This is a genomic window from Leptotrichia sp. HMT-225, from assembly GCF_030644325.1.
In the GTDB taxonomy this organism is placed as follows: Bacteria; Fusobacteriota; Fusobacteriia; order Fusobacteriales; family Leptotrichiaceae; genus Leptotrichia; species Leptotrichia massiliensis.
This window is the reverse complement of the sequence record NZ_CP130323.1, coordinates 306,479-321,572: the sequence shown is the minus strand read 5'-3', so window position 1 is coordinate 321,572 and position 15,094 is coordinate 306,479. Positions and strand designations below refer to the sequence as shown.

Below are 15,094 nucleotides of genomic sequence, written 5' to 3'. Positions count from 1 at the left end.
TCCTTCTATAGCAAAACCCTCTTTCAAATTCTATTTCTTCCCTTTGATAATTTTCATGATCTTATTCTAATTTTTAGGAATTTCTAAAAAGAATTTTCCAATTTTCCCCATTCTATAATCTCTCAATAATCTTCTCGAAATAATCTCATAGTTATGTTCATCATTTTTAGATACTCCTAATCTCTTTTCCAAAATTTCCAGTATCTTATGATTTTCCATTGTAAAAATTTCCTCATCAGTTGTATATTCTTCCAGATTATACACTTTTACTAGATTTTGAATTTTCCCCAAATCCTTTAATTTATCCAAAAACTTCATAGCAACTTGTTCTAGCTGCAATACATTATCCTTTATTGAACCAGTAATTGCTAAATTATAAGCCACTTCATCATCTTCAAACTTTGGCCATAAAACTCCTGGCGTATCTAGCAACTCTAATTTCTCATCAATTTTTATCCATTGCTTTCCACGTGTAAATCCTGGTGTATTACCCACTCTTGCCTTATTTTTATTCACAAATTTATTAATAAATTTAGACTTCCCAACATTAGGAATCCCAACAATCATGGCTCTTACTTCAGTTTTACGAAGCCCTTTTTTTTTCATTTTTTCCAATTTTTCTGCATAAATCTTATCTGTAATTTTTCGCAGTTCATTAAAATTAGTCCCTTTTTCCACACTCAAAGCTACAAAATAATCAGAAAAATTATTTTCCAGAAAATAATCTTCCCAAACCTTCAATTCCTTATTGTCAATTAAATCAACCTTATTCAGTACAATAATCTTTTTCTTATTGTTTGCCAGCTTTGAAATATCTGGATTTTTACTAGAAATCGGAATTCTTGCATCCAAAATCTCAATCACAATATCAATTATTTTGAGATTTTCGACAATTAAATCCTTTGTTTTTTTCATATGCCCCGGATACCAGTTTATATTCATTCTTTCATTCTCTCCATTTTCTCTCTAAATTTTTATTTTTAATCCTAAAATTAAGATTAATTTTAAAATTAAAGATAAAAACTCAATATTATTAAATTTTTCTATCCATTCATTCAACTAATACTAAACCCGATTTAAAAATAGGAATAAATTTTATAATAGGGTTGTTTGAAGGTTAATTTATAATTATTCAATTAAATTATTTTTTATTGTTTTTTGGATATTTTGATTAATAAATATTTTATTATATTACTATGTTTTTTCTTTTTTATTTTCACAGGATTGCTCATTGCCGCAAATCCTGTACCTATGGCTAGTCTACGACATTTTTCTGCACTGACAAAAAACTCGCTATGCTCAGACAGTTTTGCCAGCACAGAAAAATGCTCCGACAGATTAATTTATACTAGATTCTGTTTAAAAAGTGAAAATTATGTTTTAATTATTGAAAAATATTAAGTTTTATCCTTTAATTAAAAAAATTTTTAATAAATTCATCGTAATACATCATATAGCCTATGTTTAATTTATTTAATAATCGTTTCTTCATTTTTATTTTAATTAAAATGATTATTATAAACAAATTTAAAATGTCGTGATTTTTTTGGAATGAAATTGATTGTTTGAGCTTTTTCTAAACTTTTAAATTATAATTGGTTTAAGAATTTATAATAACTTTTATTAAAAAGCGAGTTTCAATTTTATTTCAAAAAAATTCTTAGACAAGCCGGGTTTGCAAAGGGGATGGTGACTGTTCCCCTTTGCTTTATAAAAAAGAAAAAACATATAAATTATAGAAAAAAATATTTATTAACAACAAATCATTAAAAAATATATTTTTATTGATTTTTTAAATAAATACCATCATCATTTATAGCCCTTATAAATAAAACAATTTCTCCCTTAATTGGCTTTTCTTCAAGCTTTTCTATAATTTCAGAAACATTTCCACGGATTATTTCTTCATAAATTTTGGTAAGTTCTCTTGTAATTACAACGTAACGTTCTCCCAGATATTCTTTTATATCTTTTAAAGTTTTTAAAATTCTGTTGGGGGATTCTAAAATTACGATTGTACGCTCTTCTTCCTTTAATTTATTGAAAAGTGTCTGTCTACCTTTTTTCTTTGGTAAAAAGCCTTCGTATGCCATTCTTCGCATATCCAGCCCTGAAATACTTGCACCTGTAACAATTGATGAAGCTCCTGGTATTCCAACGACTTTTATTCCAGCTTTTAAAATTTCATTTACTAGTTCAAAGCCTGGATCTGAAATACACGGCGTTCCAGCATCTGTTACAAGTGCAATTTTTTTTTCATCTTTTAGAAGATTAATGATATTTGTAATTTGATGAAGCTTGTTATGTTCATGATACTGGTACACCGTTTTTTCTATTTCATAATGGGAAAGAAGTTTTTTAGTTACTCTTGTATCTTCTGCAAAAATATAATCAACTTCCTTCAAAACTTTTATTGCTCTAAAAGTTATGTCTTCTAAATTTCCAATTGGCGTACCAACAACATAAAACATATATTTCTCCTAATTTTAATTTCTTTTATTAATTTTGATAATGGTTATTTTCTTTTTCCTGTTCCACTTATTTTTTTATTCATTTCTTCAATTGCTCTTTTTAACTGAACGTCTCCAGCTGAAATAATTTTAGCTGCTTCTTCTTTACCTTTATCTTTTATAATAATATCTTCTATTTCTTTTTCTCTATTTTTTCTAGCTTGTTCGCTGTCGTTTGCATACCCTTTTAATGCAAGCAGTTCTTCCATTTTTACTTCTATATCAGGCTCAATTCCCTTTTCATGAATGTAGTTCCCTTTTGGTGTAAAGTATTGGGCAATAGTAAGTTTTATGGCATCCTCTGTTCTCAAAGGTATAACTTGCTGAACAATTCCTTTTCCAAATGTTTTTTCTCCGATGATTGTACCACGTTTGTAATCTTTAATTGCACCTGTTACAATCTCAGAAGCACTTGCACTTGCTTTATTTGTCAATACAATTAACGGAAAGTTCCCTAGGTTTTTTGAAGTTCTGTTATAATTTCTCTGTTGTCCATTTTTATATTTTAAGTAAACAATTAAATCTTCTTTTACAAAAAGTGAAGAAATATCTTGTGCTTCTTGTAGCGAACCTCCTGGATTAGAACGTAAATCTAATATTAATCCTTTCATTCCTTTAGCTTGTAAATCTTTAATAGCTTTTTCAACTTCTGCTCCAACGTGATTTCCAAATCTTAAAAGACTCACGTAACCAATGTTATTTTCAAGCATTTTGCTTTCAACCATTTCCAGTTTAATTTTAGCTCTTGTCAATGTAAATTTCATTGGTTCCTTTTTACCTTCCCTAACTACTTCGACATCAACTTTTGTTCCTTCTTTACCTTTCAGAAGTTTTACAGTTTCATTTGCTGTAAGTGGCAAAATATCTTTCCCATCAACTTTTATAATTTTATCTTTTATTTTTATTCCGACTTTTTCAGCTGGACTTCCGATAAATGGTGAAATAACTTCAAGAAATTCTCCTTTTTTCTTACTGATACTCATTCCAACTCCAACATATTCACCTTCCATATCCTCAGAAAAATCTGCTAAATCAGCTTTAGTCAAATATTCTGAATAAGGATCTTTAAGTCTGTTTACAACTCCTGCCACTGCTCCTTCATAAAGTTCCTTTTTACTTGGAGTTTCTTCCTTTCCAACATAATTATTTTCAATAATATTTATTACATCCACAATTCTGTTTAATTCTGTTGCATCTTTGGAATATCCAGCACTTGTATTTTTGTCATTTCTTGATGTTTTTATTATAGTAGTTGCCGCAAATAAAGGCATACTCACTAACACTAATCCCAATACTGCCTGTACGATTTTGTTTCTTTTCATTTTTCCTCCTAAATATACTTAAAATAACTAAATGTAAAAATCTAAAATCTAGATTAACATTACTATTTAATTAATTTGTAATTGCCATTTTTCAAAAACAGACTTTACAATTAGCTATTATATTTAAATTAACTCTTTTAAATATTTTGTTATGATAAAACTGTTTTAAAACTAAATATAAAAATTAAAATTATACTACCAAACTTCAAAATTAATTTAGTTTTATTTTTTTAGAAATTTGAACTATTTATTTTTATGAAAATGTTAGCAACATTAAAAATTCCTTATTACCTTTTGCTCCTTTTATTGGTGAATCTTCTACACCAATCAGTTCATATCCACATTCCTTTGAAAAAGAAATTATTTTTTTTATGGCTTCATCATGATATTCTTCATTTTCTACAACACCATTTTTACCAATCTTTTCCCTTCCAACTTCAAATTGTGGCTTAACTAACATTACAATTTTTGCATTTTTTGCAAGAAATTTTTCAAAATATGGAATAACTTTTGTTAAAGAAATAAAAGAAACATCAATTACAATGTAGTCAACTTTTTCATCCCCAATATCCTTTTCCTTCAAATCCTTTATGTGCATTTCCTCAATTGATACAACTCTTTCATCATTTCTAAGTTTCCAATCAAGCTGATTTTTTCCAACATCAACACTGTATACACATTTTGCTCCATTTTGCAATGCACAATCTGTAAATCCGCCAGTAGATGCTCCAATATCAAGTACCAATTTATCTTTAAAATTCAAATCCCAAGTCTTTATTGCTTTTTCCAGCTTTAGACCACCACGGCTAACATATTTTAATTTGTCTTTAATACGAATATTAAGATCATCATTGTCCTTAAACATTGTTCCAGCTTTTGTTACAACTTGCTCATTTACAATAACGTTTCCAACCATTATTTCACGTTTAGCTTTTTCTCTTGTTTCAAAAAACTCTCGTTCTACTAGGATTAAATCCAGTCTTTTTTTCATCGTTTTCTCTTTCCAGTTTTTTATAAATAAAAGATAACTTATAATAAATCATATCCCTTATTTTTCTATTTATTTTTTATTACTAAAATCATATTTATAAAAAATAATTTATAAACTTATTCATTTTACCACATTTTAAGGCATTTTTCAAATTTTTAAGTAAAAAGAAAAAGAAAAAATCACAGCCAATATAACTGCGATTTATTCCAAATTTTTTTACCCTAATATATATCCTTTGAATAAAAGCCCTATAACAATTCCAAGAATACTTCCCCAAAATACTTCTACTGGCGTATGTCCAAGAAGCTCTTTAAATTTTTCATTAATTATTTCTATACCTTCATGATGTTCAATAGCTTGCACCAATGTATTTAAAGCTCTTGCATGTTTCCCAGCCTGCTGTCTTACTCCTGTTGCATCGTATAGTACAATTCCTGCAAATACCATAGAAATTGCAAATTCAATTGAACTAAATCCTTTTAGTAAAAATACACCTGTCACAAGGGAAACAACCGTTGAGGCGTGGGAACTTGGCATTCCACCTGTCTGGATAAGTCTTGCCCACTGGGGTTTCTGTCCCTTGAATACAGGAAAAAAAACTTTGTAAAACTGTGCTGAAAAGCATGAAATCGCCGCAACATCAAGAAGTCTATTTCCAAACAGTATTCCTCCACTCATTTACTTTTTCCTCTCTATTTTCCTTAAAAAATTTACTTTTTATTTTTTTTTACTTTTTCTAAATTCATTAAATTCAGGCGTAATTTTTGCATCCTTTGTAGTTTTAGGCTTGAAAAATATTAACACACTTCCTATTTTATCTACAAATACTGATTTTGTTTTTTGAGCAATTTCAGTTGCCATTTCCCTGTCAAATTCAACTGATGAATTTTGCAAGATTTTTACCTTTATCAATTCTCTTTTTTTCACAACTTCAGAAATTGATTTTAATACATTTTCATCAATTCCATCTTTCCCAATTCTTACAATTGGATCCAGATTATGTGCTAATTTCTTTAAAAAAGCTCTCTCTTTACTTGAAAGCTGTATCATTCTAAACCTCCATTATAATTGGTAAAATAATAGGCTCTCTATCTGTTTCTTTATTTAGGAACTCTCCTATTTTTGCTCTTATTCTCTGTTTAATCTTACCAATCTCTTTTATTCCTTCATTTTCCATACTGCTAAGTTCCATCTTAACTAGTTCTTTTGTTTCAGACAATAAACTTTCTGCATCTTTATTATACACAAAACCTCGTGTTACAAGCTCAACTTGTTTATTAAATTTCCCATTTTTATATTGAGAAATTGAAATGATTACTATTCCATCATCTGCCAAATTTTGTCTATCTTTCAACACAGCATTTCCAATATCTCCGATTCCAAATCCATCAATAAATGTTGCACCACTAGGTACCTTTCCAACGTTTCTAAATTGACTCTTAGATAATTCTAATTTTGCACCATTTTCTGACAAAATAACATTTTTTTCAGGTACTCCAACAGCCATTGCCAGTTCCTTATGTTTTTTTATCATTGCATATTCTCCATGCACAGGAAGGAAAAATTTAGGTTTTACTAGATTTAACATAAGTTTCTGTTCTTCCTGGCATCCATGTCCTGATACATGAATTCCGATTCCTTTTTCAAATACAACATCTGCATTACGTTTCATAAGCTGATTTATATTTTTAGTTGCCGCTTTTTCATTTCCAGGAATAGGTGTTGCCGAAATTACAACTGTATCTCCTTCTCTTAAAGAAATATGCTTATGTGTTCCATTTGCAATTCTTGAAAGAGCTGCAAGCGGTTCTCCCTGTGTTCCAGTACACAAGATAAGTACTTTATTTGCTGGATAAGTTTCAACTTTATCAATATCAATCATTATATCTTTTGGTATTTTCAAATATCCAAGATTTGAACAAATTTCAAAGATTTTTACCATGCTTCTTCCATCAATTGCAATTTTTCTTCCATGTTTTAATGCAATATTTACAATTTGCTGTAATCTATGTACATGTGAAGCAAATGCAGCTAAAATAATTCTTCCATTAGCCTTTGCAAATTCATCTTTCAAGCTTTCACCAACTGTTCTTTCTGATGGTGTAAATCCAGGAATTTGTGCATTTGTACTATCTGACAGCAATAAATCTACACCTTCTTCACCTAGCTGAGCCAATCTTCCAAAATCAAATCCTTCTCCGTCAACAGGCGTTAAGTCTACCTTAAAATCTCCAGAATGTAAAATTGTTGCTGCCGGAGTCTTTATACAAATTGCATAACAGTCTGCGATACTGTGTGTCACACTTATAAATTCAACTGTAAAATATTTTGAGACTTTTAAGATCGTTCTCCCACTAATTACTTTTTCTTTTGGTAATTTTGCATCTTTTTTCTCAAATTTTGCTTTTGCAAGAGCAAGTGTCAGTCTTCCACCATACATTGGTATATTTTCTGTCCCTAATTTTTGGTAAAAATAAGGGATTGCTCCTATATGATCTTCATGTCCATGTGTCAAAAGTAAACCTTTTATTTTATGTCTGTTTGATTCTAAATATGAAAAATCTGGAATTATAACATCTATTCCCAAATGTTCATCTTCTGGGAAAGTAAGTCCTGCATCCACTACAATAATTTCATCTTTATATTGAAAAGCTGTCATATTTTTCCCAACTTCCTCAATACCTCCAAGCGGAATTACATACATCTTTTCTTCTTTTCCATCCACTTCCTTGTCTATATGTCTATTCCTGTCATTTACTCTTGGAATATAACGTACTTCATTTTTTTCATCTAAATGTCTTCGATTCGTGTTTTTTCTTCTAAATCTTTTCATTCCAGATTTTATTTTATTAATATCTTCTTTTTTAGAAAAGTTTCTTTTAAAAGTTTGATTTCCAAACTCATTTTTTTCTTTTTCTGACATTTAGTAAACACCTCCTTATTTTATCTTTTTGCTAAATTTTTATTATTTGCTTGCTGTTTTTTCTTTTCTTCTTCCTCTCTTTTTTTCTGCATTTCTGCTTGAGCTTTTTTTATAACATATTTATCTCTATATTTTAATATGAATTTAAGAGCCATATTTCCAGAAGCTACTCCTCCGTATCCTCCACCTTCTACAATGGACACAAATACAATTTGAGGATTATCTGATGGAAAATATCCTGCAATCCATGAGTGATTATCTCCAAATCCTGTATTTTGTGCAGTTCCTGTTTTTGCAGAAACTGGATAGCCTCCAATTCTTAACAGTTTTACAGTTCCTCCATAACCGCTTACAGGCAATCTTAAGGCATTTTGCATTAATTTTAAGTTTTTTGAACTTACATTTAGTTTTCTAACAACTTTTGGCGCATTATTTTCAACTTTTCCTGAATAAGTTACAAATCTGTCCACAACTGTAGGTTTTAACTGAACTCCATTATTTGCGATAGCCTGATAGGCAGAAGCAATTTGAATAGGAGTTGTAAGTACATAACCTTGTCCTATCGACATATTTATCAAATCTCCAGGTAGCCATCGCTGATCCTGTTTCTTCTTAAATCTTTTTTTCTTCCATTTAGGACTTGGTAAAGTTCCAGCCAGTTCTCCTGGAATATCAATTCCAGTTTTAGACCCTATTCCAAATTCTTTTGCATATTTTACTATCTTCTCTACTCCAGCTTTTTGAGAGAAAACATAATAATACGTATTTACAGATTGCTCAATAGATTTTGCGAAGTTTGTTGATCCGTTTCCGTGTTTATGAGAATCTCTAAATATCATATTTCCATATTTATATTGTCCCGTTGAATACACTGTCGCATAAGGCGAAATTCCAGATTCCAAAATCCCCATTCCAGTTATTGCTTTAAAAGTTGATCCTGGCGGATAAAGTCCTGCAATTCCCTTATTTACAAGTGGCTTTGCTTTTGAATTTACCAATTCATTCCATTGATTATCAGGTATTCTTGAACTTAATAAATTTAAACTAATTTCAGGATTACTCACAAATGTAATAATTTTTCCAGTTTTTGCCTCCATTGCAATAAAAGCTCCACTTTTACCGATAAAAGCATCCGTCATATATTTTTGTAGTTCCAGATCAATCGACAAATAAACATTCTTTCCTGCCGAACTTTCACTTGTTTCTATTTGTCTTATAACATTACCTTTGGCATCAACTTCGACATTTTCCTTTCCATCCTGCCCTTTCATTTCCTTATCATATGAACGCTCTACACCTTTTTTTCCAATCAAGTCACTATTTCTGTAACCTTCTTTTTCCAAATCCTTAAATTCCTTTTCACTAATTGGTTTTACATACCCAATCACATGCGAAGCTAGAGAGTCTTCTGGATAATATCTCTTGTTATACTCTACAATATCAATTCTATCATTATCAATTTTTTCAATTGCTCTTAATGCAACTTGTTTTTCTAAATCTTCAATAACAAGAATTCTTTTATCTGTTCCCATTCTTTGCTGCTTAAAAAACCTGTCAATCAAATAATCAACTTGATAACCTGTTATCTGACTTATTTTGTTTATATCACCTATTGTTTCCTTTATACGTTCTGCAACCGCTTTTCGCTCTTGTGAAAGTCTCGCATCTATCTGTTCTTGCGTCATATTCTTTACTTCTTTTAATAATGCTACATCTTTAGGACTTAATGGTTGCGTATGAGAATGAATTACTTGATAACCTGTTGTATTTTTTGCAAGTAATTTTCCTTCTCTATCGTAAATTTCTCCACGTGTAGCCTTTATTACATTGGTTCTAATTCTATTTTGTAACGCCTGTTCTGCATACTGAGATGCATCTAATACCTGTAATGTAAACAATCGTGCTACCAACAGTAAAAAAACTGCTCCTACAAGAACAAGAAAAACTATAAATCGTACATTTTTTTCTTTTTTATCTAATTCTCTCATAATTTTCCTCTTCATATTTTATTGCATTTTTCCTCAATTAAACTTCCAAAAACATCTTAATTTCACTAAAATAGGTATCTATTCCCCATCGTTTTTGCCAATTTCTCTATCTTTTTCATTTACCCCATTATAAAAATCATCTAATCTGTAGTATTCTCTTGCATCCTTGCTAAACACACTAATAATCAAATCTCCAGCATCAATTAAAACCCAGTTTGCCTCATCAAGCCCTTCCACACTTTTCACATTCTCAAGGCTTTTCTTTATATCAGTTGCTATTGCCTCAATATTTCTGGAAGAACTACCTGTACATAAAATTGAATAATCAAAAAATGGAGATTTTCCTCTCATATCATATACCTTTATATCCTGTGCTTTCTTATCTTCCATAATATTAACTATCTCTTGAACTTCTTTTTCATAATTATTATTTATTTCACTCATTCTAAAAATTCCCTTTCTTTTTTTATTATTTTTATTTATAAAATCTATTTCAATTTTTTATTTTAAAATTTTTTATTTATCAAAATTTCACAAAAAAATTATTACGATACCACTACTAAGGTATATTATATTATATATTTGACTAATTTTCAATTTATTTCTCAATTTTTAGCAAAATAAAAAATTATATATAAAAATTGGCAATAATGCCACACACCACAATTGCCGCAGTTTCTGCTCTTAAAATACGTTTTCCTAGGCTAATTTCTATTGCTTTATTTTCTTTTAAAAAATTAACTTCCTCTTGGGTAATCCCACCTTCTGGACCAATTATGTATAAAATATTTTTATCTTCTTTTTTTATTATTTCTGGTAAAGATTTTGATTCATCGCTATTTTCATAAGCAAATATTATTTTATCATATTTAGAATAATCAATTTCTGCAAGTTTTTTCACAGGTGTAATTTCAGTAAATTTTATTCCTCTGCACTGTTTTAATGTTTCTCTTACAACTACGTCCCATTTTTCTTTTTTTTCATTAATTTTTACAACAACTCGTTCAGTTTTTAAGGGAATTATGCTATTTACACCAATTTCCGTCAGCTTCTGTATTGCCAGATTCATTTTATCATTTTTCAAAATTCCCATTGCAACATCAATATTTACATTTAAAGAGTAGCTGTCTTCTTTTTTTTCCGATATTTTTACAGCAACTTCCTTTTTTGAGATTTCAATAATTTTTGTAAAATATTCATATTCACCATCAATTATCCGTAATTCATCGCCTATATTTAGACGATAAACATTTTGGATATGATTGCAGTCTGATTTATCTTTTATCAAAATCTTTCCATTATTTTCATCAATATTTTCTTTTTCCGCTATTACTGTCAACAACAGTTTTTCACCTCATTTTTTTACTTTTTATCATATTTTAGCCCTATCTACATAAAAATTTTAAAGATTTGAGCAGGCAAAAATAATCATAAATTTTAAGTCTTGTTTCAAAATAATATTATCACATTTTATTCTTTTTCACTAAATATTTTTTCAATTCCTAAATGTTTATATCCAAATTCTGTCACAACTCTACCACGTGGCGTTCTTTTTATAAACCCTATTTTTACCAAATATGGCTCATAAACTTCCTCTATCGTTCGTCTGTCTTCCCCAAGTAAAAGTGACAATGTCTCAATTCCAACAGGTCCTCCGTTGTACACATTTATAATTGAAAGCAAAATATTTCTATCTAATTCATCAAGTCCGTTATCATCTACTCCCAAAAGCCTCAAAATCCCATCAACGCTTTCTTTTTCCAAAATACCCGAACCTTCCACCAATGCAAAGTCCCTTGCTCTTTTCAATAATCTATTTGCTATTCTAGGAGTTCCTCGGCTTCTTTTGGCGATTTCTGTAATTCCGTCTTCATCATAGGAAATATTCAGAATATTTGCCCCTCTTCGTATAATTTCCTTCAAGTCTTCCAATTGGTAATATTCCATCCTATGAGTAACTCCAAATCTGTCACGAAGCGGCGTACTTAACTGTCCTGCCCTTGTTGTCGCACCGATTAGCGTAAATTGTGGCAATTCCACACGTATACTTCTCGCAGACGGACCTTTTCCAATAAGAATATCCAGTTCCCCATCTTCCATTGCAGGATACAAAATTTCCTCTACCGATGTATTCAATCTATGAATCTCGTCAATAAACAAAATATCATTTTCCTCCAAAGACGTCAAAATAGCCGCTAAATCTCCCGCTTTCTCCAGTACAGGCCCTGTCGTTATCTTCAAGTTCACTCCCATTTCTGTGGCAATAACTCCTGCAAGCGTAGTTTTTCCCAATCCTGGAGGCCCATACAATAAAATATGATCAAGCGATTCATTTCTCATTTTAGCAGCTTTTATAAATATATTCATTTTTTCTTTTAAATCCTGCTGGCCAATATATTCCTTAAAAGTTTTTGGCCGTAAACTTCTTTGAATATTGTCCTCCCCTAATTCCTTAGGTTCCAATATTCTTTCCTCATTCATTCCTTCTCCTCAATATTTCTTCTTTATTTCTTTATCTAATTTTTTTTATTTATAAATTAATTTCTTAAATACTCTAGTTTAGTTATTTTTATTTAAATTTTATAAAAAGAATTCTTGTTAATAGATATTTTACATGTTATTTCTTTTTCTAAATTACAAGGATATATCCTTTTTTCACAATAATGATTAATTTAATACGATTAACTAGTTATAACCTAATACTAATGACAAAAGTTCCACGAACTCTCTCTGCTTATCGAATTTTAATCTTATAACAAAAATTTTTATGATTATTAAAATAATAAATTTATCTATTGAATCTTTATCAAAATAATTGTTATGATTAAACATAAAGTGTCGTGATTTTTTGGAAATAAAAATTACTGTTTGAGCGAAGTGAGTTTAATTTTTATTTTCAAAAAATGCTTAGACGAGCCGGGTTGTAAGGGCATGGCGACTGATGCCCTTACGTTAAAAATTTTATATCTGTTTTAATAATAACATTATGAAAAACTGAAATAATGCAATTACTCCTCCTAATATTCCACCAATAATCTCAATATGTTTCAATTCATTTTTAGACACAGACAAAATGATTTTTTCCATTTCTTCTAATGAAAAATTTTTCATTTTTTCCAGCATAATTTCTTTGAAGTCTATTTTGTCTTCTGCTATTTTTATTATTTCTTCCACTATTTCCTCTTTGTTTTCCAAAATCGACTTTTTAAAATATGATTTTATTTTTTCAATTAATGAATCATTTAAAAACATTTTTAATAGAGGATTTTTTTCTAACACACTGTTTTTAAGCTTTTCTCCTATAATTTTATCCAATAGCTTATTTAAAACTTCATCATTGATAACATCACTGTCTTTTAGCTTTGCTGTAATATGTTCTACTGAAATAAGCTCCTTTTCAATTGTTTCAGCAAGGTTTTCTGATATTCTATCTCGATTTTTAGGAATTAATCCTTGTATTTTAAAAAACAGAAAGTTTACTTCCTTATACGGTCTAAATAATAGCTTTATTGCCAGATAATTTGTAAACCATCCTATAAGCGTTCCAACAAAAACCATTATACCAAGCTGTATTAATATATTTCCCAATTTTTCCTCCAAATTTATAACTCACAAAAAATTATTATAAACTTTTACTCAAAGATTATAATATTTTATATTTTTAGATTATCCAACAATTGCTCTTCCATACTCTCTACATTTTTCAATTTTCTCATCATCATCAACAGCCAAATGAACTATCAATCCGTCTTTTACAACCGAAAAATTTTCAGCAATCATTTCTTCACGCCAAGTTTCCATCCAGCCACCTTGTCCCCAGTCATAAGATCCAAAAAGTCCAACTGTTTTTCCAAAAATTTTGTCTTTTATTCCTTCGATAAATTCTACCATTTCGGGTGCAACTTCTTCTGCTCCTCCAGCTGGCGAACCAAATGCTACAAAATCAGCATTTACTGCACTTTCATCAGCTTCTTCCACATTTATTAGTTTTACAACAGCTCCAGCATTTTCTGCTCCTTCGCCAATGTATTTTGCCATATCTTCAGTATTTCCAGTACCTGTATAATAAATTATATTTAATGTTGCCATTATTTTCCTCTTTTCTTTATAATTTAAAAATTATTTAAAGCCAAACTATAAAGTCTGGCTGTTTTTTTATTTTGTTAATCTGTAAGTATCCCTTGCAATTACAAGTTCTTCTGCTGTTTCAATCTTATAAATTTTAACTTTTGAATCTTTTGTTGACAATTCAACATTTCCTGGTAATCTTTGTGCATTTTTTTCTTCATCCAGTTCAATTCCAAAATATGAAAGCGATTCACAAATATGCTGTTTTACTCCAACTGAATTTTCCCCTATTCCACCTGTAAATGCGATTGCGTCAATTCCGTTCATCGCTGCAACATAAGCTCCGATATAAAGTTGTATTCTGTAACAGAACATTTCATAAGCTAAAATAGCCTTCTCATTACCTGATCTTCTTGCTGTATCTAAATCACGAAAATCTGAACTTTCTCCAAATATTCCCAAAATTCCAGACTGCTTATTCATTCTCGTATTCATTTCATCCAAAGAAAGACCTCTTTTTCTCATTATATAAATGACAGACGCGGGATCTGCATCTCCAGTTCTTGTTCCCATCATAACTCCTGCAAGCGGGGTCATTCCCATTGATGTATCTACAACTTTACCATTCTGAACTGCTGAAATGCTCGCTCCATTTCCAAGGTGGCAAACTATAATTTTAGAATCTTCTTTTCCTAACATTTCTCTTGCCACTTCACTTACATATCTGTGAGAAGTCCCGTGAAATCCATATTTTCTAACTTTCAAATCAGTATAGTCTTCATAAGGATATGGATACATATATGCTTTTCCTGGCATTGTTTGATGGAAAGCCGTGTCAAATACAACTACATTCTTTTTACCTGGAAGCAATTTTTGAACAACTTTTATTCCCATTATATGCGCTGGGTTATGTAAAGGTGCAAGTGGTGCTATTTCTTCAAGATTTTTCATAACTTCATCATCTACAATTACCGATTTTTCATAATATTCTCCACCATGGACAATTCTATGTCCTATCGAATCAATTTCATCCACGCTTGAAATTACTCCTATTTTTTCATCCTGTAATGTCTGTAAAATTAGTTCCACCGCAATTGTGTGATTTTCCATAGGAACTTCCATTTTGTCAATTTTTTCCCCAGTCAATAAATTTTTGTAACTGAAAATAGGATTTGTAATTCCTATTCTTTCACAATTTCCTTTAGCTAGTGATTGCTCATTTGTCATGTCAATAAGTTCAAATTTTGCTGATGAACTCCCACAATTTATTACCAAAACTTTCATAATTTTCC

General features: G+C 30.0%; 15 protein-coding genes. All 15 read right to left on the bottom strand.

The genetic code is table 11. The features are described 5' to 3' along the window. Window positions 1-66: 66 nt before the first annotated feature. On the bottom strand, window positions 67-942 hold the full coding sequence (gene ylqF / locus QU666_RS01580) for a ribosome biogenesis GTPase YlqF (RefSeq protein WP_021768773.1): 876 nt from the start codon (window positions 940-942) through the stop codon (window positions 67-69). A 206-nt stretch (window positions 943-1,148) separates the two neighbouring features. Next, on the bottom strand, window positions 1,149-1,319 hold the full coding sequence (locus QU666_RS01575; protein ID WP_021768772.1) for a hypothetical protein: 171 nt from the start codon (window positions 1,317-1,319) through the stop codon (window positions 1,149-1,151). 462 nt (window positions 1,320-1,781) lie between these two features. Further along, the gene (rsmI, locus tag QU666_RS01570) at window positions 1,782-2,471 is read right to left on the bottom strand and encodes a 16S rRNA (cytidine(1402)-2'-O)-methyltransferase (RefSeq protein WP_021768771.1); all 690 of its coding nucleotides are present in this window, start codon (window positions 2,469-2,471) and stop codon (window positions 1,782-1,784) included. Between the two features lie 44 nt (window positions 2,472-2,515). After that, window positions 2,516-3,832, bottom strand: a complete 1,317-nt coding sequence (locus QU666_RS01565; protein ID WP_021768770.1) for a S41 family peptidase — start codon at window positions 3,830-3,832, stop codon at window positions 2,516-2,518. A gap of 253 nt (window positions 3,833-4,085) precedes the next feature. Next, window positions 4,086-4,823: a TlyA family RNA methyltransferase gene (locus QU666_RS01560; RefSeq protein ID WP_021768769.1), complete on the bottom strand. Its 738-nt coding sequence runs from the start codon at window positions 4,821-4,823 to the stop codon at window positions 4,086-4,088. Between the two features lie 216 nt (window positions 4,824-5,039). Further along, window positions 5,040-5,501: a divergent PAP2 family protein gene (locus tag QU666_RS01555; protein WP_021768768.1), complete on the bottom strand. Its 462-nt coding sequence runs from the start codon at window positions 5,499-5,501 to the stop codon at window positions 5,040-5,042. Between the two features lie 39 nt (window positions 5,502-5,540). Beyond that, on the bottom strand, window positions 5,541-5,873 hold the full coding sequence (gene yhbY, locus QU666_RS01550) for a ribosome assembly RNA-binding protein YhbY (RefSeq protein WP_021768767.1): 333 nt from the start codon (window positions 5,871-5,873) through the stop codon (window positions 5,541-5,543). 1 nt (window position 5,874) lies between these two features. Next, the gene (locus QU666_RS01545; protein WP_021768766.1) at window positions 5,875-7,746 is read right to left on the bottom strand and encodes a ribonuclease J; all 1,872 of its coding nucleotides are present in this window, start codon (window positions 7,744-7,746) and stop codon (window positions 5,875-5,877) included. Between the two features lie 20 nt (window positions 7,747-7,766). Further along, a complete protein-coding gene (gene mrdA / locus QU666_RS01540) occupies window positions 7,767-9,734 on the bottom strand; it encodes a penicillin-binding protein 2 (RefSeq protein ID WP_036070303.1) in 1,968 nt (655 codons plus the stop codon). Between the two features lie 78 nt (window positions 9,735-9,812). Beyond that, complete coding sequence (gene rsfS / locus QU666_RS01535; protein WP_021768764.1) at window positions 9,813-10,178, bottom strand: ribosome silencing factor; 366 nt, start codon at window positions 10,176-10,178, stop codon at window positions 9,813-9,815. A 184-nt stretch (window positions 10,179-10,362) separates the two neighbouring features. Next, window positions 10,363-11,076, bottom strand: a complete 714-nt coding sequence (locus QU666_RS01530) for a 16S rRNA (uracil(1498)-N(3))-methyltransferase (RefSeq protein ID WP_036070299.1) — start codon at window positions 11,074-11,076, stop codon at window positions 10,363-10,365. A gap of 128 nt (window positions 11,077-11,204) precedes the next feature. Then, window positions 11,205-12,215 carry a Holliday junction branch migration DNA helicase RuvB gene (gene ruvB, locus QU666_RS01525; protein ID WP_021768762.1) on the bottom strand — a complete coding sequence of 337 codons (1,011 nt, stop codon included), beginning with the start codon at window positions 12,213-12,215 and terminating at the stop codon, window positions 11,205-11,207. A 480-nt stretch (window positions 12,216-12,695) separates the two neighbouring features. Further along, entirely contained in the window at window positions 12,696-13,322 is a 627-nt protein-coding gene (locus QU666_RS01520; RefSeq protein WP_036069890.1) for a DUF445 domain-containing protein, read from the bottom strand. Between the two features lie 78 nt (window positions 13,323-13,400). Next, window positions 13,401-13,823: a flavodoxin domain-containing protein gene (locus QU666_RS01515; RefSeq protein ID WP_021768305.1), complete on the bottom strand. Its 423-nt coding sequence runs from the start codon at window positions 13,821-13,823 to the stop codon at window positions 13,401-13,403. 66 nt (window positions 13,824-13,889) lie between these two features. Next, window positions 13,890-15,086, bottom strand: coding sequence for an acetate/propionate family kinase (locus tag QU666_RS01510; RefSeq protein ID WP_021768306.1), 1,197 nt, complete (start codon window positions 15,084-15,086; stop codon window positions 13,890-13,892). Between the last annotated feature and the right edge of the window lie 8 nt (window positions 15,087-15,094).

Coding starts and splice junctions, on each gene's coding strand:
- QU666_RS01555 (WP_021768768.1), bottom strand. CDS start 5,501: ATGAGTGGAGGAATACTGTTTGGAAATAGACTTCTTGATGTTGCGGCG.
- QU666_RS01565 (WP_021768770.1), bottom strand. CDS start 3,832: ATGAAAAGAAACAAAATCGTACAGGCAGTATTGGGATTAGTGTTAGTG.
- QU666_RS01560 (WP_021768769.1), bottom strand. CDS start 4,823: ATGAAAAAAAGACTGGATTTAATCCTAGTAGAACGAGAGTTTTTTGAA.
- rsmI (WP_021768771.1), bottom strand. CDS start 2,471: ATGTTTTATGTTGTTGGTACGCCAATTGGAAATTTAGAAGACATAACT.
- QU666_RS01510 (WP_021768306.1), bottom strand. CDS start 15,086: ATGAAAGTTTTGGTAATAAATTGTGGGAGTTCATCAGCAAAATTTGAA.
- mrdA (WP_036070303.1), bottom strand. CDS start 9,734: ATGAGAGAATTAGATAAAAAAGAAAAAAATGTACGATTTATAGTTTTT.
- rsfS (WP_021768764.1), bottom strand. CDS start 10,178: ATGAGTGAAATAAATAATAATTATGAAAAAGAAGTTCAAGAGATAGTT.
- QU666_RS01545 (WP_021768766.1), bottom strand. CDS start 7,746: ATGTCAGAAAAAGAAAAAAATGAGTTTGGAAATCAAACTTTTAAAAGA.
- QU666_RS01515 (WP_021768305.1), bottom strand. CDS start 13,823: ATGGCAACATTAAATATAATTTATTATACAGGTACTGGAAATACTGAA.
- yhbY (WP_021768767.1), bottom strand. CDS start 5,873: ATGATACAGCTTTCAAGTAAAGAGAGAGCTTTTTTAAAGAAATTAGCA.
- ylqF (WP_021768773.1), bottom strand. CDS start 942: ATGAATATAAACTGGTATCCGGGGCATATGAAAAAAACAAAGGATTTA.
- ruvB (WP_021768762.1), bottom strand. CDS start 12,215: ATGAATGAGGAAAGAATATTGGAACCTAAGGAATTAGGGGAGGACAAT.